Origin of the sequence: Pantoea sp. YU22 (assembly GCF_003970755.1) — a bacterium.
Classification (GTDB): domain Bacteria; phylum Pseudomonadota; class Gammaproteobacteria; order Enterobacterales; family Enterobacteriaceae; genus Pantoea; species Pantoea piersonii.
Genome location: NZ_RYDU01000001.1, coordinates 853247 through 871847, shown reverse-complemented (window position 1 = coordinate 871847; position 18601 = coordinate 853247). Strand labels below are relative to the sequence as shown.

Below are 18601 nucleotides of genomic sequence, written 5' to 3'. Positions count from 1 at the left end.
TAGACTGTATCGTATTGATTTTTGTAGTGAGGCTAGTGAGTGAACGTCATTGAAGGCAAAGCGTTGCAGGTTTCCGACGCCATTATCGCCTGTCAGCTTGATGGCAAGGGCGGCTTAATCCCTATCGAAGATAAAGATGTTATCCACTGCGAGCGACCCTGCTGGCTGCATCTTAACTATACCCATCGCCAGAGCTCTGACTGGCTGCAGTCTACGCCCCTGATCCCCGACACGGTGCGCGACGCGCTGGCGGGCGACAGCATGCGGCCGCGCGTCAGCCGTCTTGGCGACGGATTTATGATTGTGCTGCGCAGCGTTAACCACAACGCCGACTCCCGGCCTGAGCAGCTGGTGGCGATGCGGGTCTTTATCAACGACAAGCTGATTGTCTCGACGCGTCGCCGTAAAGTCTATGCGGTAGATGAGGTGCTGACCGATCTGCAAAACGGCAACGGGCCTGAAGATGGCGGCAGCTGGCTGGTCGATATCTGCGATGCGCTGACCGATCACGCCAGTGAATTTATTGAAGAGCTGCATGACAAAATCATCGTGCTGGAGGATGCGCTGCTGGATCAGCGTATACCGGCGCGCGGCGAGCTGTCGCTGCTGCGCAAGCAGCTGATAGTCATGCGGCGCTATATGACGCCGCAGCGGGACGTTTATTCGCGGCTCGCCAGCGAGAAGCTGCCGTGGATGGATGACAGCGATCGTCGCCGCATGCAGGAGGTGTCGGACAGGTTAGGGCGCGGGCTTGACGACCTGGACGCGGGGGTGGCGCGTACCGCCGTGCTGGCGGACGAAGTGGCCTCGCAGATGGCCGAAGCGATGAATCGCCGTACCTATACCATGTCGCTGCTGGCGATGATTTTCCTGCCGACAACCTTTCTGACCGGGCTGTTTGGCGTCAACCTTGGCGGCATTCCCGGCGCCAACTGGCACCTGGGCTTTAGCGTGTTCTGCCTGCTGTTGGTGGCCCTCGCTCTGGGCGTCGCCTGGTGGCTTAAACGGCGCAAGTGGCTGTGACAATAATGTAATCAACTGGTTATAAGGGTTAATTCAGCTATAAAAAAAGCCGGCTAATGGCAAAAAGGGAAAAAAAGCTGATCGAGGTCAATAACCCTCCAGGGCAACAGCGGCAAACTCTGTATCCGCAGGTGAATGCAACGTCAAGCGATGGGCGTTGCGCTCCATATTGTCTTACTTCCTTTTTAGAATTACTGCATAGCACATATTTAATTCGATACGCCGGCCTATCCGCCGGCTTTTTTTTGCCCCTGCGGCGGAGTTATACCTATGCTTTAAGGACAGTAACCACAAAGGAGAAGGGTATGACATCCATTATCGCAAGCGATCCGATTCCTACCGATCCCGTCCCGATTCCCGATCCGATGCCGCAACCGCCGCCGAACCCACAACCGGACCCGCAGCCTGAGCCGGGTTATCCGCCCATCCTCGATCCACCGCCGCATCGGTAAAAAAAAAGGGCGCGCTGACATTGCAGCGCGCCCTTTTTAACACGTTCCGATTACGGCAGTTGCAGTACGTCGAGACGGACTACCGGCTCGGCGTCATCCTCTTCCTGCCAGCCAGCAGGCTGTACCGGCAGCGTTTCCCGATCAAAAGCGAGATCGCCGCCGTCCACCACCGCATCGCCGTGCTGGATGCCTTTAAAATCGAACAGGTTGATATCCGCCAGATGCGACGGCACGACGTTTTGCATCGCGCTGAACATCGTCTCGATACGTCCGGGATAGCGTTTGTCCCAGTCGCGCAGCATATCGGCGATCACCTGACGTTGCAGGTTAGGCTGCGAACCGCAGAGGTTGCACGGAATAATCGGGAATTTGCGCGCTTCAGAGAAGCGTACGATATCTTTTTCACGGCAGTAGGCCAGCGGGCGGATCACGATATGTTTGCCGTCGTCGCTCATCAGTTTCGGCGGCATACCTTTCATTTTTCCGCCGTAGAACATGTTCAGGAACAGCGTCTGCAGAATATCGTCGCGGTGATGGCCGAGCGCGATTTTAGTACACCCTAACTCGGAGGCGGTGCGGTAGAGAATGCCGCGGCGCAGGCGCGAACAGAGCGAGCAGGTGGTTTTGCCTTCCGGGATCTTCTCTTTAACGATGGAGTAGGTGTCTTCCTCGACGATTTTGTATTCGACGCCAAGCGACTCCAGATATTCCGGCAGAATGTGCCCTGGAAAACCCGGTTGTTTCTGATCGAGATTGACCGCAACCAGCGAGAAGTTAATCGGCGCGCTCTGCTGCAGATTACGCAGGATCTCCAGCAGCGTATAGCTGTCCTTGCCGCCCGACAGGCAGACCATAATGCGGTCGCCTTCTTCAATCATATTGTAATCAGCGATAGCCTCGCCGACGTTGCGACGCAGGCGCTTCTGGAGTTTATTAAGGTTGTACTGTTCTTTCTTGTCAACCGTTTGATTTTCTTGCATTTTTCTCTGTCTCTACAACCAAAAGGGGCATATAAGGGGCAAGGTCCACTCAGATTGCCAGCTTACCGTTGAGCATTTCAACCTGCTCGCTGTTCATCTTTTCAATCCAGGTCGCACAGGACTCACGGACACTCTGCGCATGTTCATACCCCATCTGATTCGCTATAAAAGAGGGCGTGTGCGCCCGTCGATAATCATCAGCAGGCAAAAGTATGCCGCGTATGGTACGGATTACGGCGGCGAATGCCAGCACGTTTTATGGTGAAAACACACAACAGGCCAGTGCTGGAAAGCGCAGGGGGGCGCTCTTCCTTTTGAGGCGAAGACACAAAAGTAGTGACCGCAAATCGCTGTTGTGAATTTTCAGGGTTAAGTTGCCTTCCTTGTCGTGCCACAGAACAGAAAATGCTGGTGAAAGATCGTTATAAAAGATCACCATTTGCAGTAACGAGCGAAAATGTAAATTATGAAAAGAGCAAAAAGACCTACAGGCCAGACTGGACCATCAGGAAAAAAATGAACCAGAGCAATCGTGAAGATCAGTATCAGGGCTTGAGGGGCATATAGCGCAAACAGGGACATAAAAAGACGCCTAAAGATCCTTATGATGATATTCCACATAATTATCGTAACCCCTGGAATGACTTAAATGATATCGCATCCCTGTGCCCGTAGTGTTTTAAATTAGCAGGTTGCTTTAAAGAATCATTTTACTGAAAAAGTTAATGTTTGATTTCGTGTCGCTTAAATAAAATTAAAACAAAGATAATCTAGTGAAAATAAGCTTCTCTTTCAGCGATTACCATTTCATATACCATCGCTCTATAATTATTACTATAAATATGAAGAATATGAGCACCGGCCATAAGGGGCCTTGCGGGAAAAAATGTATCAGGAAAACTGCGAATAAGAATGTAAGCAATGCAGGAGCATAATCTGAAACTAAAGATTTAATCAGCCGCTTAAAAAACTTTTAAGAGTTTTTGCCATAGCTTTCGATCTACTCTGGTGAATGAATTTGCAAGGCCGACATCCGATGCCGCTGTGTTTTAGGTTTTTTATATGTAATGAAAATTTGTCGGGAAAACTTGGTTGTCTTCTTCAAACGCATACTCTAATACTCTGTGCATGATCTGGTAAGGCGTTTCCTTTGAGCTACTAGCATTGTGGGTTTACTATAAAAATTTTATAATTTAATCTGAATTTATATTCATCGTGTTTTTTCTGCCCTATATGATATTTAATCAATAATAATCATTGTTAATATGAAAAACACAAGCACAGGCCATAAGGGGCCTTCCGGGAAAAAATGGACCAGAACAATCGCGAACACGACCGTAAGTACGGTCGGGGCATAAAGAGAAAATAAGGATTTAAACACCCGCTTAAAAAATCTTTTAATAAGGTTCATCATGGCTATCGAATCAATTGGGTGATTATTTTTGTAATGCCGCTACCCGCTGTGTATTTCATGTTTTTATTATTAATGCTTAGAGTAAGCAGGGCAGCTAACTGATCGCAGGGGTAGTGCTAACCCATACCGATTACAGCAAGCTAGTTAAGTTTCCCCCATACTATATAAGTTATCGTTCAAGTAAATAACTGACCTGCATATATTGATTCTCACTTGAGAATAAATGTTATCTTACGGAATTCAGGTGTTTTAAATACGCTTTGATTAAAGCGGCAATCTTATGCCGCTTTTAGGGGAAGCAGAAAAGATTAAGGGAAAGGCTAATAATGAAATTAGCTGTTCTTTTATATATTAAGCTGCACCGGCATTATTACGTAAACCCTTTACCAGTAATGTGAATACCTCAATCACTTTTGGCAGCGACTGCTGCGGATCGTCGCTGGCTGCTATCCACTGCGCTGCATTGAAGGCGGCGCTATTCAGCAGATAGGCGGTGGCATCCGGATCTACCGATTTGATTACGCCGCCTTCGAGCATGTTTAAGATGCCCTGACGAGTGGATTCAAGACAGCTGTTCTGACTTGGCCATTGCGCAGGGTTGCCGAGAAAAGCCGGGCCATCAAGCAGAACGATGCGGCGGACTTCATCGTCCAGCGCCATTTTAATGTAGGCGATCCCTTCGGCCAGCAGCTTATCCCAGTCATCACCTGCATCAGAAACGGCGTCTCTGGCACGCTGCGCCATCTCGCCATCTATCTGGGTAACAACCGCGGCAAGTAATCCCTTTTTATCGCCAAAGTTATGGTAGAGCGCTCCGCGTGTCAGGTTAACGCTGGCAGTCAGGTCATCCATTGATGCGGCTGCAAAACCTTTTTCTGCAAACGCTTTTCGCGCGGCCGCAATCAATTTTGCGCGGTTGAGTTCCATGGTTTCGACACGGCGGTTAACAGCCATTCGTTCTCCTTGTTACATACGCAGCGTATGTGAGTTGACATACGGCGCGTATGTATGATTAATTTTACATACGCAGCGTATTTTAAATCATTTATGCAGGCTGCGCATCCCGCTTCATCTACTGCTCAAAAGGATACTTTATGAATCAGCCTTACCCTGTTTTCCCGGCTAATCGACACGCTCTTTATGAGGCGCATGGTTACTCCGCTGCGATCCGTTCTGGCGATCTGCTGTTCGTTTCTGGGCAAGTTGGCAGTCGTGCCGACGGCTCGCCTGAGCCAGATTTTGCCGCACAGGTGCAGCTCGCTTTTGATAACCTGGAGGCTACGCTTGCCGCCGCCGGGTGTACTTTTGCCGATTTGATTGATGTCACAACCTTCCATACCGATCCGGAAAAGCAGTTTTCAACCATTATGCAGGTGAAGCAGTCTGTTTTCCCTCAGCCGCCTTATCCAAACTGGACGGCCGTCGGCGTGAACTGGCTGGCTGGGTTCGATTTTGAAATTAAGGTTATTGCAAGGATCCCGATAGTACAGGATTAAACATTGCCATGCAGACAGACGGGATAACGCCTGATGCAGCCCTCCGGGCTGGCAAGGGCGCTATTCCGGGAAGGCCTATTACGAATTTGTGGACAGGCTCCTAAGCGCACCTGCTTACCATGGTCGCTAATATAATTTTAAAAAGGAACCAAATACCAGAAGGTCTGCAAGCGGGGCAATTAACCGCTCAGGAAATGACCCTGAGCAGCTTGATTCATTGTCGGCAAAGCAGGCGCTTCTTCTGCGTAAAAAAGGAACAGACGGTCAGGCGCTTCCTTCTACCAGCACAAAGGTTCCGGTTGCCGCTTTCTCGCGCAGTTTTCTGGCGGCCTGATACGCCGGGCTTTCATAGAAACGCTTTGCCTCGGCAAAAGAGGCGAATTCAAAAATCACATGGCGCTCATGCGCTTCTCCTTCCAGATTTTCATATGCCCCGGACCAGGCGACGATTTCAGGCGCGAACTCCCGCATGGCCTCTCCGGCGGCTTTGGCATAGTCAGCGTAAGCAGCCGCATCCGACACGGTAACGTGGGCGATTAAATAACCTTTTGGCTTCATGTTTATGACCTCTGGTTGTAAAGCGGATAAAGAAACAGGGTGTGAAGCCACTCTATTGAGTATTAGACTGCCTATAAACAGCCCAAAAAAGAACGCGCTGTTATCGGAATAATGAACAATGAAGAATCTTGATGCGTTAATGCTTTTTTGCCGCGTGGCGGAGATGATGAGCTTTACCCGTGCGGCTGAAAGCCTGGGTATTCAGAAGGGGCGTGTTTCAGCCGTCATACGCCAGCTTGAGGCAGACGTAGGCGCAACGCTGCTGCATCGCACCACGCGCAGCGTGCAGCTCACCGAGGATGGGCGCGCTTTTTATTCCCGTGCGCGGGATCTGCTGGCGGAGGCAGAGGCGCTACAGTCGATGTTCGCCGATAAGGGCGTGCCGCTGCGCGGGCGGTTGCGCATTGATATGCCCACCGTTCTGGCGCAGACCCTGTTTATTCCCGCCTTGCCGCAGCTGATGGAAGCGCATCCGGATCTTGAGATCGAACTCTCCAGCACCGATCGCCGTGTCGATCTTGTTCAGGAAGGTTTTGACTGCGTAATACGTCTTGGGCCGGTGGTGGACGATACGCTGATTGCCCGGCCGATGGGCAAGCTACGCATGATCAATGCGGCGAGCCCAGGCTATCTTGAACGTTTCGGGACGCCCCAGACGATTGAAGATCTGCTCAGCCAGGGACACAGGATGGTGCACTACATCAGGAATTTTGGGTCGAAACCTGACGGGTGGGAATATCCGGTAAACGAGGGGTATAAGACGCTGATGTTACCCGGCATGATGAAGGTTAACAGCGTACAAACCTATCATGAGGCGGGGCTGGCAGGGATGGGGTTGATTCAGGCGGGCTATTCCGCGCTGGCGCCGCATCTGGCAAACGGCACGCTGGTGGAGGTTTTGCCTGCTCTGCGTCCCGCGCCGCTTAGCGCGTCTTTCGTCGTGGCGCACCGGCGTAACCTGTCGCAGCGCGTCAGAGCCTTTATGCAGTGGAGTGAAACGCTGCTGAAGCCCTACCTGGAGTGATTGTTATTTGCCCTGGCCAGGCGGCAGCGGAAAAGTGTTAACCTGCTGCACGCTGGCGATGCTGGCCGTTTACTGACCAGGGCTAAAGCCGCGGCGAAATTGCCTCGGCCCGGGCTTGGGCGGTGTCAGATAAGGACGAATCCCTGGCCGGTCTTACCACTCCGCGACTGAACCATCCGCATGGCGCCACAGCGGGTTATGCCAGTCTGAGACATTTTTACTGCGTTCAATCACCTGCGCCTCGTCGATCTCCACGCCAAGTCCCGGTTTCATTAAGGGTTTAAAAAAGCCGCCTTCCATGCTGAAGTCCTCTTTGTTTTTCACAAAGTCGAGCAGTTCCGCGCCCTGATTGTAATGAATGCCCATGCTCTGTTCCTGGAAAACCGCGTTGCGCGAGACGAAATCGACATGAAGACAGGCGGCGAGTGCGATGGGGCCCAGCGGGCAGTGGGGGGCGAGGGCGACATCCCAGGCCTCCGCCATAGCGGCGATTTTACAGCATTCGGTAATGCCGCCGGCATGAGAGAGATCGGGCTGCAGGATAGCCAGTCCCCCCGCCTCCAGCACGCGTTTGAACTCAAAGCGCGAGAACATACGTTCGCCCGCGGCGAGAGGCACAGCCGTTTGCGCCGCCAGCTTTGGATAATATTCAGCCTGCTCCGCCAGCACCGGCTCCTCAATAAACAGCGGACGATAGGGTTCCAGCTCTTTAATCAGGATTTTCGCCATCGGCGCGCTAACGCGGCCGTGAAAGTCGAGGCCGAACTCAATCTCATAGCCAAACGCTTCGCGAATTTGTGCCACGGTATTTACCGCGGCGTCCACTTTGCGCGAGTCGTCAATTATTCCCAGCTCTTCACAGCCGTTAAGTTTGAAGGTGTCAAAGCCGATTTGGCGTAATTTTTCAATACCGCCAATCACTTCCGCCGGTCGGTCGCCGCCCACCCAGCTGTAGGCTTTGATTTTATCGCGTACCAGACCGCCCATTAGCTGCCAGACCGGCGCGCCCAGAACCTTGCCTTTAATATCCCACAGCGCCTGGTCGATACCGGCGATAGCGCTCATCAGGATCGGGCCGCCGCGATAAAAACCTGCACGGTACATGACCTGCCAGAGATCGTTGATGCGCGCCGGGTCCTGACCGATCAGGTAGTCGCCCAGTTCGTGTACTGCGGCCTCGACGGTGCGCGCGCGTCCTTCAATAATGGGTTCCCCCCAGCCAGTCACGCCTTCGTCGGTTTCGATTTTAAGAAACATCCAGCGCGGGGGTAAACGCCAGGTGGTGAGCCGGGTTATTTTCATTTCACTGCCTCTCGGTATGCCTGAACAAATGCGGCCGCCTGTTGTGCGGTGCGTTCTACGGGTTGTCCGGCGCGGTAGAGATCGCTGCCGAGTCCGGCGCCTGCGCAGCCGGCATCAAGCCATTGCGCCAGGTTCTCCGGCGTTACGCCGCCCACCGCCAGCACAGGTACATCCTCGGGAAGCACCGCCTTCAGCGCTTTGATATAGCCCGGACCAAAGGCTGATGACGGGAAGATTTTTAACGCCTGCGCACCGGCATCCAGCGCGTTAAAGGCTTCGCTGGCGGTCGCGCAGCCGGGACAGACGATCATCCCCAGGCTTACGGCGTGGCGAATCAGTTCGGGCTGGATATTGGGCGTCACGATGAGTTTGCTGCCCATCTGAGCGAGCATATCCACCTGTTCTGTTTTCAATACCGTTCCCGCGCCAATCAGCGCCTTGTCGCCGTAAGCATCCAGAATCAGCGGGATGCTTTTTTCCCACTGCGGGGAGTTAAGGGGGATCTCAACCGCATCAAAACCTGCATCGATCACGGCGCCGACGTGCGCCAGGACCTCATCAGGCTTTACCCCACGCAGAATGGCGATAAGCGGGAGTTCAGTTTGCCATTGCATTAACGATGCTCCTTATTCCTGCCTGAAATGCCGTATCGCCGGATATCATCGTCGCCTGACGACCCACAGCGGCCAGCGCCTGCTGATAACGGTTCGCCAGCGCTTCTCCGGCAACAAGGGTGATCTGCCGATCGCTAAAACGTTCGCTCATCGTGGCGACTTCCGCGCCAATCAGTAGTCCGGATAAAAATTCACTGACCTGCTCAGGGGGCAGCGCGCCAAGGAGGCGCGAGGCGCGAATTTCAAAAAGCTGCGGTAACAGCGCTGGCGACGCGATACCGCGATCGAGACCAGCGGTAAAGGCGTTCTGTGACGGTTGCTGCTCCGGTAACCCGGCACCCAGCAGCGAATGGCGCAGCAGTATGTGGTGCAGTTCGCCGGTCATGACGGTATGAAAATCTTGAATATGGCGCTCGTCAGCCTTTACCCATTTACAGTGCGTTCCCGGCATAACATAGAGAGAGGAGGGAGCCAGCGTTTGTGCGCCGAGCAGCTGCGTCTCCTCGCCGCGCATCACGTTATGGTGATCCTCCCGACAAACGCATAAACCCGGAACGATCCAGACGTTATCGTCGACGGCAGTGAGCTGTTCGCCGATCGTCGATAAACTGGCGGGCAGCGGCAGATAGGGAACGTTTTTCCAGCCCAGGTTGCTGCCTGCCATGCCCGCCATCACCACGGGCGTAGCGCTGTCGCGCCATCCCTTAGTCACATCCGCCAGCACCGCCTGCGGGGATTTTCCATTCAGCCGGGTAACGCCTGCCTCAGACTGCCTGCTCTCCAGACATTGATCGTTCTCGACAAGCCAGGCGCGTAAATTGGTTGATCCCCAGTCAATGGCGATGTAGCGAAATGTCATGTGATCTCCTTTAACCGATGTGTCGAGCTGGCGATCATGGTGTAGGCCGCCTGCTCTGCCGCATCGCCGTTCTGCAGCCGTATGGCGTCGAACAACGCTTTATGTTCACGGAGCGTTTGCGGCATATTGGCTTCATCGCCTTTCCAGGTGCGCTCAAACACAGCGCGCTGCAGCGAGCTGATGGCTACGCTAAGCTGCTCCAGCACGGGATTGTGCACCGACCGCAAAACCGCCTCGTGGTAACGAATATCCGCTTCGTTAAAGGCTTCCCGGTTCTGATTGTTGGCGATCATCTCATTCAGCGCCGACTCAATCTGTGCCAGGTCCTGTGACGTAGCGCGCTCCGCCGCCCAGCGCGCTATAACCGGCTCCACCAGATTTCGCACTTCGCTCATGGCGGCGATCAGGTGTGGGTCAGCGTCGTTTTCCAGCACCCATTGCAGCACGTCCGTATCTAGGTAGTTCCACTGATTACGCAAGGTGACGAACGCGCCGTAATAACGCCTGATTTCAATCAGGCGCTTCGCCGTCAGCGAACGAAACACCTCGCGGATGATGTTGCGCGAGGTTTCGAACTCCTCACACAACTCTGTCTCTGCCGGTAACGCTGCGCCCGGAAGATATTTGCCGCTGACGATCTGTTTACCCAGGGTAATAACGATGCGATCCGTTTTATTGAGGTTCATAGCCACTCCGTATGTTCTGATTGTGCGCATCTACTTTACCCTGAGCGCTCAGTTTTACCGCATAGTTGAAGTACAGGTCGAACGTCAGTTTCCGTGACTTTTGCCTAATTGTAGTACGAATATTTACTGTTGTACTACAATGTAGATCGCAAAAACAGCAACCGATCGTAAAAGCTACCGCTACGCCAGTGGGCTGAGTAGCAGCGCTGGCTAACAGCTTTCGCATTACAGTCCGTAAATGTCGTATCAATCGCTTACATAGTTAGCGGCTGAAAAAGTCTCAGTCGGCAGCTTCTTTTGACAAATATCATTTAATGGTAAGGACAGAGTCTTTCAGCATCGATTGTTGATGTGGTGTTTATTTCAGAGGAGTAGTATTGGCTTCGAAATTAACAGTTTTTGATTCTGTTTAACACAAGGGGCAGGGCCATGTTCATTAAAAAAGCATCAGCAAGCATAATTATACTGGCGGCGGTTTCAATGCTTTCCGCCTGCGCAGGTCATTATATTATTTCTACCAATGACGGACATATGATCAATACCAACGGGAAGCCAGTTATCGATAAAGAGACTGGGATGATATCCTACGAGGATGTCGGCGGAAATATGCATCAGCTACAGAAGCAAAACGTAAAAGAGATTGTTAAACAGTAAGCGGCACCGCTTCCTGATTGTTGAGTCGTTCATAAGAACAGTAGCAGATATTTTTTATAAGGCGTAATTAGTTAATTTACGCCTTTCCCTGTCAGGCTGTGCTCGCCTTAAATAAATCATGGTTAAAGCTTTTATGAAGAAAATACTTTTACTGATATTGCCCCTTTTTCTGGCGAGCTGCGCTAATTATAAATGGGTGAAAGAGGGCGCAAGCGACAGAGACGAAACGGTAGTGGAAACCGCCTGTCAGGCTCAGGCGCTGCGCGACCTGCCGCCGGATAATCAGGTCAGCGGGAAAACGGTATCCCAGGATAAAAAGAACGGCGAATCTGACGTAAGTTATACCCTGAGCGATTCGAATGCGTCTCAACGAGATATTTTAGTCAAAGACTGCATGTATCAGAAAGGTTGGACTCAGATCGAGGTGCAGCAATAGTTTATCTGGCGCAGGGGGAATATTTATCAGTTTAGCTCGCGCGCATCATAATATGAACATGCTCCTCTTATAAAACCCAGCGCGGAATTTGCCGCTGACTGAATAATTCCGCACGTCACTGTTTTTATCTCTTAGAACCGGAGGTCATCTGATGTTGAAAACTACAAAAGCGATGTTGCTCTCTTTAACCATGCTCGCGGCGGGTAGCGCTGTCGCATCGGAAAGTACGCCTGATCTTACCGTTTTTGCATCAAAGGATGCGCAGGGCAGCATCTGGAACAGCCGTACTGACCAGCCAGAATATCAGGTTACCTATAAAGTAACGATAAATAATATGAGCAAAGAAGCCTATACGCCCGATAAAGGTAAAAAAATGTGCTTCTTTCTTTTCAACAGCCAGGGGCGTCAGGTAAAGAATTACGGTATTCAATATGAACTTTATGCCCCTTATAAAGCCATGGAGTCGCGTAACGGCATCGTTATGTTTACCAGCCAAGATGCCTCTTTATTTGACTTGCCTTTTGTTAAGCTCGGCCTGGGCGACACCTGCCTTACCGCTGCGACCAAATAATAACCCCCCCCGCGCGCAAAATTAGTGCCATTTTGGATGATATGTAAAATTAATTTATCAGCAGGAGTCTTTTCTGAAATGGCAGTGATAGCATAATGATTTTTCGGGCGCGCAGAGGTTACTGGCGTTTCAGAAAAAAAGCTCCCGCTTCATTAGTCGTTGGCGACCGGTAGAGTGAAGCGGGATTGCCACTATGGCGAAGAACGGGACTGGCATTAATAATAATATTTACGGTTTCATGTATTAATTTTTCTCCGTAAATATCAGGCATTAATTTACCCGGAAATTGTTCTGAGTCAACGTGGTGTGTTACCGCAAAGCAGCTAAAAATTGATTATTGTGATGTTCGTGGCTTTTATTTTTTTTGCTGGCCATTAGTGTCGGGCTCTTGATCAGTGTCGCGTTGACAGGCGATTTATTAAGATTTGATCCTCATCAATTTATTCGCTTCAGGAGATTAATTCTTCACACACGTTTAGCCAGGGTGTAACCCCACCGTTATAAAGTGAAGCGTAAATATTTAATCGGGAAAATGATAATGTTTAAAAAAGCGATCGCCTGTCTGGTGATAACATTAGGGTGCGCAGCTGTCTCCGGCTGCGTTGTGGCTGATGGTGGACATCATCATTACGCGCCTTCTTCAGGCAAACACCATCACGCCGGACCAGCTGGCAGCGCTTCTCAGCATATGGGGCCACCACCAGCCTATGACAGCAGCGCTCAGCATATGGGGCCGCCGTCAGCGTCTGACAGCAGCGCTCAGCATATGGGGCCGCCGCCAGCATCTGTCAGCAGCGCGCAGTATATGGGGCCGCCGCCTGCGAATGATATTCAACGCGGGTAATGAAATGGCCCGCTTCTGCGGGCCGTTTGGTTTTCAGTGAACGCGTTAAGCGATCCGCGCCTGGTGCAGCGCTGCTGAACGTAACGAGAGCGGGCGCATTACACCGGGATATGGCGCAGCCCGGCAAGATTCGCCAGCTATCGCAAAATTCGCTACTATCTGCCCTTACTTCTTAACCGGCAGCCTGATGTCTACCCTTTCAGATACCTTTATTGCTCCGCCGTGTCACGAAAAGATAGAGACGCTCTATCAGGATGAACACCTGGCGCTGATCGCTAAACCCTCCGGGCTGCTCAGCCTCTCGGGGAAAAATCCGCTCAATCTCGACTCGGTGCATCACCGGCTGGTTCAGATCTTTCCAGGCTGCACTCTGGTCCATCGTCTCGACTTCGGCACCTCCGGGCTGATGGTTATTGCGCGCAATAAGGCTATTAACGCCGCGCTCTGCCAGCAGTTCAGTCAGCGCACGGTCATTAAACGCTATAGCGCGCTGCTTTGTGGACATCTGGGCGATACCGAAGGCGTAATAGACGCGCCGATTGCCAAAGACCCGGCGCTGTTCCCGTTGATGTCGATCTGCGCGGTGCGCGGCAAGCCCGCACGTTCCCGCTATCGGGTCGTCGAGCGTTTTTATCAGGAGCAGGAGGGCGGAGGAGGGCTGTCGTTGACGCGCGTTGAACTGACGCCAGAAACCGGGCGTACCCATCAGCTGCGCATTCACTGCCAGCAGCTGGGGCACCCCATTTTGGGCTGTGACCTGTATGGCGGGCGGGAACTGCCAGGCAGCGAGCGGACGCCACGGCTGATGCTTCACGCCAGCGAGCTTCATTTTATCCATCCCGTCAGCGGAGAGCGGATAACCGCCCGTCACGCCTCTCCATTCTGACGGCGTAGCCACGGCTGGCGACGCTGAATCAGAGGATATTGAGGGGGAACGGAAGATGAAAAGCCCTCAGGGACTTTTCATATAAAGCGTTGTACAGCGAGGAATTACCACATCAAATCGTCAGGCACTTTAAAGTCAGCGTAGGGATCGTCTTCATCCTGCTCTTCCTGACTGAGCGCGCTGTTTAACACGATACTGTTCGCATCGCGCTGCGCAATTTTATCGGCTACGCTCGCGGGAATAATTGCGTATTCGCTCTCGCCGCTGCTGTCGGTCGCCAGACGCGCGATGGCGAGGCGGCCGCTAATCAGCTGCGCCTGAGTCGCCTTATCCACCTCTATTTTTTTAATTAAGTTATTATCGGTAAAGTTAAAACCAATAGTGCCCCGGGAGATGATAATCCGGTTCATCTCAATCAGCTGTTTCACCTGAGCTTTATACTCTTTTGAGAGAACAGCCTGTTTTTGCTGTTCGTTTAGCTGCCTGTCGCGCTCAAGCTGGGCTTTTTTATTTTCTTCTACCGCCTGTCTCGCTTCGCGTGCCTGAACGCGCGATTTTTTAGCCGTTCTCTGCACCTTGTCCATCTTTTTGCTGGTGACCAGGCCTGCTTTTAGCATCTGCTCTTGTAAGGTAAGTTTCGTCATCTTCGTTTCTAAGCCGGTTAAAAATTTCACTGAGTATACCTGTAATTTTACAGGCTGTACCGGGTTGAAGCCGTGGGCAACCCGCTACGCCGCAGGGATGCCTGCGCTTTTCACGGCTACCCGCGCGCTGCCTGCTCTCGTCGACACACCGTCATAATGGTTTCCCGCAGCCAGCGATGCAGCGGATCGGCCTGCATGCGCGGATGCCAGATAAGAGAGATGTTGATGGCAGGCGTCTCAACGGGCAGCTCAAAGTAGGCCAGATCGTTTTGGCGCGCGCCAGAGGCGAAACAGGCTGAGCAGGAAAGCGGAACCAGACCGAGAATATCGGAATCCTGCACCACAGGGATGGCGTTAGCGAAAGCGGGTAGTGCCATGATCACGCGCCGCCGCAAACCCAGCCGCTCAAGCGCGTCATCTACCGGTCCCCAGATTTTATTATGACGGGAGATAACAACGTGAGGGTAGCTGGCGTAGCGTTCAGCCGTCACGCCAGGCGCCTGTAAAAGGGGATGGTTCTGTCGGCAAATTCCCACAAACCGGTCATTGAACAGCGTTCTGATTTTAAGTTCCGGCGCATCGGTTCCCAGCACGCCGATTTCAAGGTCAATTTCCCCTCTGCGCAGCAGGTCAGCCTCTTTATCACGCTTGTTAACAAACACCAGCCGTATTAGCGGCGCCTGTTGCTGAAGCTCTTTTACCAGGGCGGCGGCGGTCAGATCGATAAAACTGTCATTGGCGCGAATGATAAAGCTGCGTTCCGTACTGGCGAGATTCAGCTGTGGGTTAGCTGGCTGCAGAAGCGCGCATGCGCTGCGTGCGACGTGAGAGACGCGCCCGGCCAGTTCAGCCGCGTAGGGCGTTGGCACCATCTGACGACCCGCCTGGACCAGCAGCGGGTCGCCGGTAGCGGCGCGCAAACGGGCAAGCGTGCGGCTCATGGCCGAGGGACTGAGGCCCATACGCCGCGCCGCACGGGTGACGCTGCATTCCGTCAGCAAAGCATCCAGAGCGGTGAGCAAGTTCAGATCGATGTCAGGCATAAGAAAGAGTTGATTGCGTGCGATGCAATCCATTGTTGCATGTGAGGCGTCTGGTGTAATGCTCCTTTCCTGTTTAGTTTGAAGATCCCTGCGAAGATTCCGGAGATCAACATGGCGCTGAACCCGTTACAGACGACACCCCCTCATATTTTGCTGATTGGCGCCTCGCGCGGCATCGGCCTGGCGATGGCTGAAGAGCTGCTCGCTCGCGGCTGGCGCGTCACCGCCACGATCCGCGCAGCCGCCTCTGCCGCTCTGGACAACCTTGCGGCCCGCTATGCGCAGGCGCTGACCCTGGAGCAGCTGGATATGACAGATGAGGCTCAACTTTCCCGGCTGCATAACCGCCTGCGGCACCAGCGTTTTAATGCGCTGTTCATCAATGCCGGCATAGCCAACCGGAATCAGAACGACACCATTGCAGAGGTGAGTACCGAAGAGTTTGCCCATCTGATGATAACCAATGCGCTTTCACCGCTTCGGGTAGCAGAACGGCTGCAGGAGCTTGTCGACGCGGACGGGCTGATCGGTGTGATGTCCTCCGGGCAGGGAAGTATCGGTAATAATCATCAGGGCGGCAGAGAGGTCTATCGCGGCACGAAAGCAGCCTTAAATCAGTACATGCGCAGCTACGCCGCGCGACAGGCGGTGCTTTACCCTGAGCGCGCGTTATTGCTGCTGGCGCCGGGCTGGATCCGTACCGAGCTGGGCGGAGAAGAGGGTGCCTACACGCTGGAAGAGACGATTCCCGATATTGTCAGCGTGATTGAGCGCAAGCGAAGCAAACCCGGCCTGGAATTTTTAGACCGTTTTGGCAAGGTGGTGCCCTGGTAAAGCCAGGTTATAGCTATTCTGACAATAACAAAACCTCGCAGGCGCGAGGTTTTGTTGATCGTTAATCGTCTGTCAGGCGATTTTAAAAATGGCGGTGGTACGGCTTAGCTGCGCCGCCTGATCTTCCAGCGAAGCGGCGGCAGCGGCGGCCTGTTGCACCAGCGCTGCGTTTTGCTGAGTCACTTCATCCATCTGCGTGATGGCAATGCCAACATGCTCGATGCCGTTAACCTGCTCGCCGGTGGCGGTATAGATTTCAGACATAATTTGCGACACGTCGCCGATCGCAGTGACTATGCCATTCATCGTCTTGCCAGCCTGCGCCACCAGATCGGTGCCTTCTGAGATACGGTGGTTTGAGGCTTCAATAAGAGATTTAATCTCTTTCGCCGCCGTCGCGCTGCGCTGTGCCAGGGCGCGTACCTCGCTTGCCACCACGGCAAAGCCGCGGCCTTGCTCGCCAGCGCGAGCCGCTTCGACCGCTGCGTTCAGCGCCAGGATATTTGTCTGAAACGCAATGCTCTCAATCGTACCGATAATATCGACCACGCTTTTCGAGCTATCAAAGATGGCCGCCATGGTAGTGACAACTTTATCGACCACTTCGCCTCCCTGCTGCGCAACCTGGGAGGCCTCAGACGCCAGGCTACTCGCAGTTTGCGCATTAGAGGCATTTTGTCTGACGGTCGCCGTTAACTCCTCCATGCTGGCGGAGGTTTCTTCCAGCGAGGCGGCCTGCTGTTCGGTTCGCGCAGAGAGATCGGTATTGCCCATCGCCACCTCTTTAGACGCTGTGTCGATAGATGACGCGGCGGTCTGAATATCAGAGACCACTTTCTTGAGCTGTTCCTGCATGGCGGCGAAGGTCGCGATCAAAATACCGGTTTCATCTTTTGAATGGGTAACCAGCGTTGTAGAGAGATCGCCAGCAGCGATCGCTCTGGCCGCTTTTACCGCCTCTTCAAGCGGCAGAACAATTGAACGGGCAAGAATGTAACCTAAAGCTGAAGCGATACCCAGACCCAGCAGCGCGCCAGCAAACAGGGCCAGCCGGGTCCTGGCTTCAATAGAATCAACGGTATTCTGTCGTTCGCTGAGCAGGCCTTTCTCGCCGTTAACGATCTCATCAATGGTCCTGCGCATCTGATCCATCTGCGCTTTGCCGGTATTCGCTTCGAAAGAGGCGTTAAACTCTACCTGCGTCAGGGTCCCGGCATTGAGCGCGCGACGATGAGTCAGCAGTTCAGCGACGAATTTTTCCTGCCACTCTTGCTCCTGCTTCAGTAAATTGTTCAGGCGCTCCTGCTGAGCAGGGTTATCAGCGGTCAGCGATTTTGCTTCCTGCAGAAACTTAACAAAGTCATCTTTGCCCGACTTCCAGGGCTCCAGCATTTCCTCTTTACCATTAATGGCATAGCCGCGCAGGCCCGTCTCCATATTCACCAGACTCTGGGTCAGCGCGCGGCTTTTATCGATGACGCGCCAGCTGTGAATATTCCAGTCATTGGAATTTACGATACTGGAAAAGTTGTTGTAGAAAGTGGTGCAGAGCGCCAGCAACAAAACAACAACAGTGCCAAAAGCAAGAAGGAATTTTTTCTTGACAGGTAAATTTTTAAACATAGCTTTCCCGTTCCCCATACGTTAACAAAACAGTCTGCTGAATCGCAAAACTGATTAGTTATCGGCATGTTTCTTTTCCCCTTCAATTAAAATTCTGCGAGAGGTGGATGCGTCTGTTTCGCGGTGGGTTATCTTTATGTTGTTTATTTTAAATAGAATGTTAAGTGACAGGCTTAAAGCGCTACGTTTATATTGATAAGCATCCATGCTTGAGGGTGTTAGCGAGACGCCAGAATAAAATGGGGGTGTTTACCAGCCAGTAATAACAGCAGTTCATATTCTCCCTGGCTGAGCAGCCCGGGACTGGATACAGCCTCTTTAAGTTGCCAGCTGCGCAGGCTCAGATTGAAGCGTTCAGCGGCGCGCTCCTGAGTCAGGCCAGCGGCGACCCGAAGGGAACGCACATCGCTCTGTACAATGACGCCTGGCTTAAAGGATTTTGTCTTCATAAAAAGTTTCTCTCTGTGCAGCCAGTCATGTTCCAGCAGGACTCTGTTTGGCATACACAAAACAATCGGTAAAGGGATAACAGAATTTCTGTAACAGGCGCGAAAGTTTCTGTTTCTGTCTGATCATCCGCCGTCACTGCCTGATATCGCAGGTGCATGTAATAACATTGTTAATGTAATTAGCGTGGCGGTTAATGGGATCGGTTTTT

Annotated in this window: 20 protein-coding genes; 9 read left to right on the top strand and 11 right to left on the bottom strand. The window is 52.6% G+C overall.

Annotated features, from left to right (window positions below):
- Positions 1-39: 39 nt before the first annotated feature.
- Together zntB and EKL29_RS23200 are read left to right on the top strand one after the other, a co-directional pair.
- Positions 40-1023: a zinc transporter ZntB gene (gene zntB / locus EKL29_RS04210; protein WP_120452780.1), complete on the top strand. Its 984-nt coding sequence runs from the start codon at positions 40-42 to the stop codon at positions 1021-1023.
- 305 nt (positions 1024-1328) lie between these two features.
- Positions 1329-1475, top strand: coding sequence for a hypothetical protein (locus EKL29_RS23200; RefSeq protein ID WP_167456951.1), 147 nt, complete (start codon positions 1329-1331; stop codon positions 1473-1475).
- 50 nt (positions 1476-1525) lie between these two features.
- Here the strand turns inward: EKL29_RS23200 and ttcA are convergent, their stop codons facing one another.
- Together ttcA and EKL29_RS04190 are read right to left on the bottom strand one after the other, a co-directional pair.
- Positions 1526-2455 carry a tRNA 2-thiocytidine(32) synthetase TtcA gene (gene ttcA / locus EKL29_RS04205; RefSeq protein ID WP_126688923.1) on the bottom strand — a complete coding sequence of 310 codons (930 nt, stop codon included), beginning with the start codon at positions 2453-2455 and terminating at the stop codon, positions 1526-1528.
- Between the two features lie 1765 nt (positions 2456-4220).
- Positions 4221-4823, bottom strand: a complete 603-nt coding sequence (locus EKL29_RS04190; protein WP_120452773.1) for a TetR/AcrR family transcriptional regulator — start codon at positions 4821-4823, stop codon at positions 4221-4223.
- Between the two features lie 140 nt (positions 4824-4963).
- Between EKL29_RS04190 and EKL29_RS04185 the strand changes: the two genes are divergently transcribed.
- A complete protein-coding gene (locus tag EKL29_RS04185; RefSeq protein ID WP_126688920.1) occupies positions 4964-5365 on the top strand; it encodes a RidA family protein in 402 nt (133 codons plus the stop codon).
- A 264-nt stretch (positions 5366-5629) separates the two neighbouring features.
- Here the strand turns inward: EKL29_RS04185 and EKL29_RS04180 are convergent, their stop codons facing one another.
- The gene (locus EKL29_RS04180; protein WP_126688919.1) at positions 5630-5923 is read right to left on the bottom strand and encodes a DUF1330 domain-containing protein; all 294 of its coding nucleotides are present in this window, start codon (positions 5921-5923) and stop codon (positions 5630-5632) included.
- 118 nt (positions 5924-6041) lie between these two features.
- On the opposite strand from EKL29_RS04180, the gene EKL29_RS04175 reads away from it, so the two are divergent.
- Positions 6042-6947: a LysR substrate-binding domain-containing protein gene (locus tag EKL29_RS04175; protein WP_126688918.1), complete on the top strand. Its 906-nt coding sequence runs from the start codon at positions 6042-6044 to the stop codon at positions 6945-6947.
- Between the two features lie 153 nt (positions 6948-7100).
- Here the strand turns inward: EKL29_RS04175 and dgoD are convergent, their stop codons facing one another.
- The 4 genes from dgoD to dgoR are packed head-to-tail and all read right to left on the bottom strand — an operon-like array spanning position 7101 to position 10408.
- Positions 7101-8249 carry a galactonate dehydratase gene (gene dgoD, locus EKL29_RS04170; protein ID WP_126688917.1) on the bottom strand — a complete coding sequence of 383 codons (1149 nt, stop codon included), beginning with the start codon at positions 8247-8249 and terminating at the stop codon, positions 7101-7103.
- Positions 8246-8863: a 2-dehydro-3-deoxy-6-phosphogalactonate aldolase gene (locus EKL29_RS04165; RefSeq protein ID WP_126688916.1), complete on the bottom strand. Its 618-nt coding sequence runs from the start codon at positions 8861-8863 to the stop codon at positions 8246-8248. The genes dgoD and EKL29_RS04165 overlap by 4 nt, the downstream gene beginning before the upstream one ends.
- Positions 8847-9722, bottom strand: a complete 876-nt coding sequence (locus EKL29_RS04160) for a 2-dehydro-3-deoxygalactonokinase (protein ID WP_126688915.1) — start codon at positions 9720-9722, stop codon at positions 8847-8849. Before EKL29_RS04160 ends, EKL29_RS04165 begins: the two co-directional genes overlap by 17 nt.
- A complete protein-coding gene (gene dgoR, locus EKL29_RS04155; protein WP_126688914.1) occupies positions 9719-10408 on the bottom strand; it encodes a D-galactonate utilization transcriptional regulator DgoR in 690 nt (229 codons plus the stop codon). Before dgoR ends, EKL29_RS04160 begins: the two co-directional genes overlap by 4 nt.
- A gap of 429 nt (positions 10409-10837) precedes the next feature.
- Here dgoR and EKL29_RS04150 point away from each other — a divergent pair, with 429 nt between their 5' ends.
- The 4 genes from EKL29_RS04150 to EKL29_RS04135 all read left to right on the top strand — a co-directional run bounded on the left by EKL29_RS04150 (position 10838) and on the right by EKL29_RS04135 (position 13799).
- A complete protein-coding gene (locus EKL29_RS04150; RefSeq protein ID WP_120452759.1) occupies positions 10838-11062 on the top strand; it encodes a YgdI/YgdR family lipoprotein in 225 nt (74 codons plus the stop codon).
- A gap of 133 nt (positions 11063-11195) precedes the next feature.
- Positions 11196-11498 carry a hypothetical protein gene (locus EKL29_RS04145; RefSeq protein WP_126688913.1) on the top strand — a complete coding sequence of 101 codons (303 nt, stop codon included), beginning with the start codon at positions 11196-11198 and terminating at the stop codon, positions 11496-11498.
- A 151-nt stretch (positions 11499-11649) separates the two neighbouring features.
- Positions 11650-12069, top strand: coding sequence for a DUF4354 family protein (locus EKL29_RS04140; protein WP_120452757.1), 420 nt, complete (start codon positions 11650-11652; stop codon positions 12067-12069).
- Between the two features lie 1031 nt (positions 12070-13100).
- Positions 13101-13799, top strand: coding sequence for an RluA family pseudouridine synthase (locus tag EKL29_RS04135; RefSeq protein ID WP_126688912.1), 699 nt, complete (start codon positions 13101-13103; stop codon positions 13797-13799).
- Positions 13800-13903: 104 nt separating this feature from the next.
- Here the strand turns inward: EKL29_RS04135 and EKL29_RS04130 are convergent, their stop codons facing one another.
- Complete coding sequence (locus EKL29_RS04130; protein WP_120452912.1) at positions 13904-14443, bottom strand: DUF2058 domain-containing protein; 540 nt, start codon at positions 14441-14443, stop codon at positions 13904-13906.
- Between the two features lie 116 nt (positions 14444-14559).
- Positions 14560-15486 (bottom strand): LysR family transcriptional regulator, encoded by a 927-nt coding sequence (locus tag EKL29_RS04125; protein WP_126688911.1) that lies wholly within the window; start codon positions 15484-15486, stop codon positions 14560-14562.
- A gap of 111 nt (positions 15487-15597) precedes the next feature.
- On the opposite strand from EKL29_RS04125, the gene EKL29_RS04120 reads away from it, so the two are divergent.
- Positions 15598-16320 (top strand): SDR family NAD(P)-dependent oxidoreductase, encoded by a 723-nt coding sequence (locus EKL29_RS04120; protein ID WP_120452751.1) that lies wholly within the window; start codon positions 15598-15600, stop codon positions 16318-16320.
- A 72-nt stretch (positions 16321-16392) separates the two neighbouring features.
- Here the strand turns inward: EKL29_RS04120 and EKL29_RS04115 are convergent, their stop codons facing one another.
- Positions 16393-17943, bottom strand: a complete 1551-nt coding sequence (locus EKL29_RS04115) for a methyl-accepting chemotaxis protein (RefSeq protein ID WP_120452749.1) — start codon at positions 17941-17943, stop codon at positions 16393-16395.
- Positions 17944-18161: 218 nt separating this feature from the next.
- Positions 18162-18392, bottom strand: coding sequence for a transcriptional regulator (locus EKL29_RS04110; RefSeq protein WP_126688910.1), 231 nt, complete (start codon positions 18390-18392; stop codon positions 18162-18164).
- Between the last annotated feature and the right edge of the window lie 209 nt (positions 18393-18601).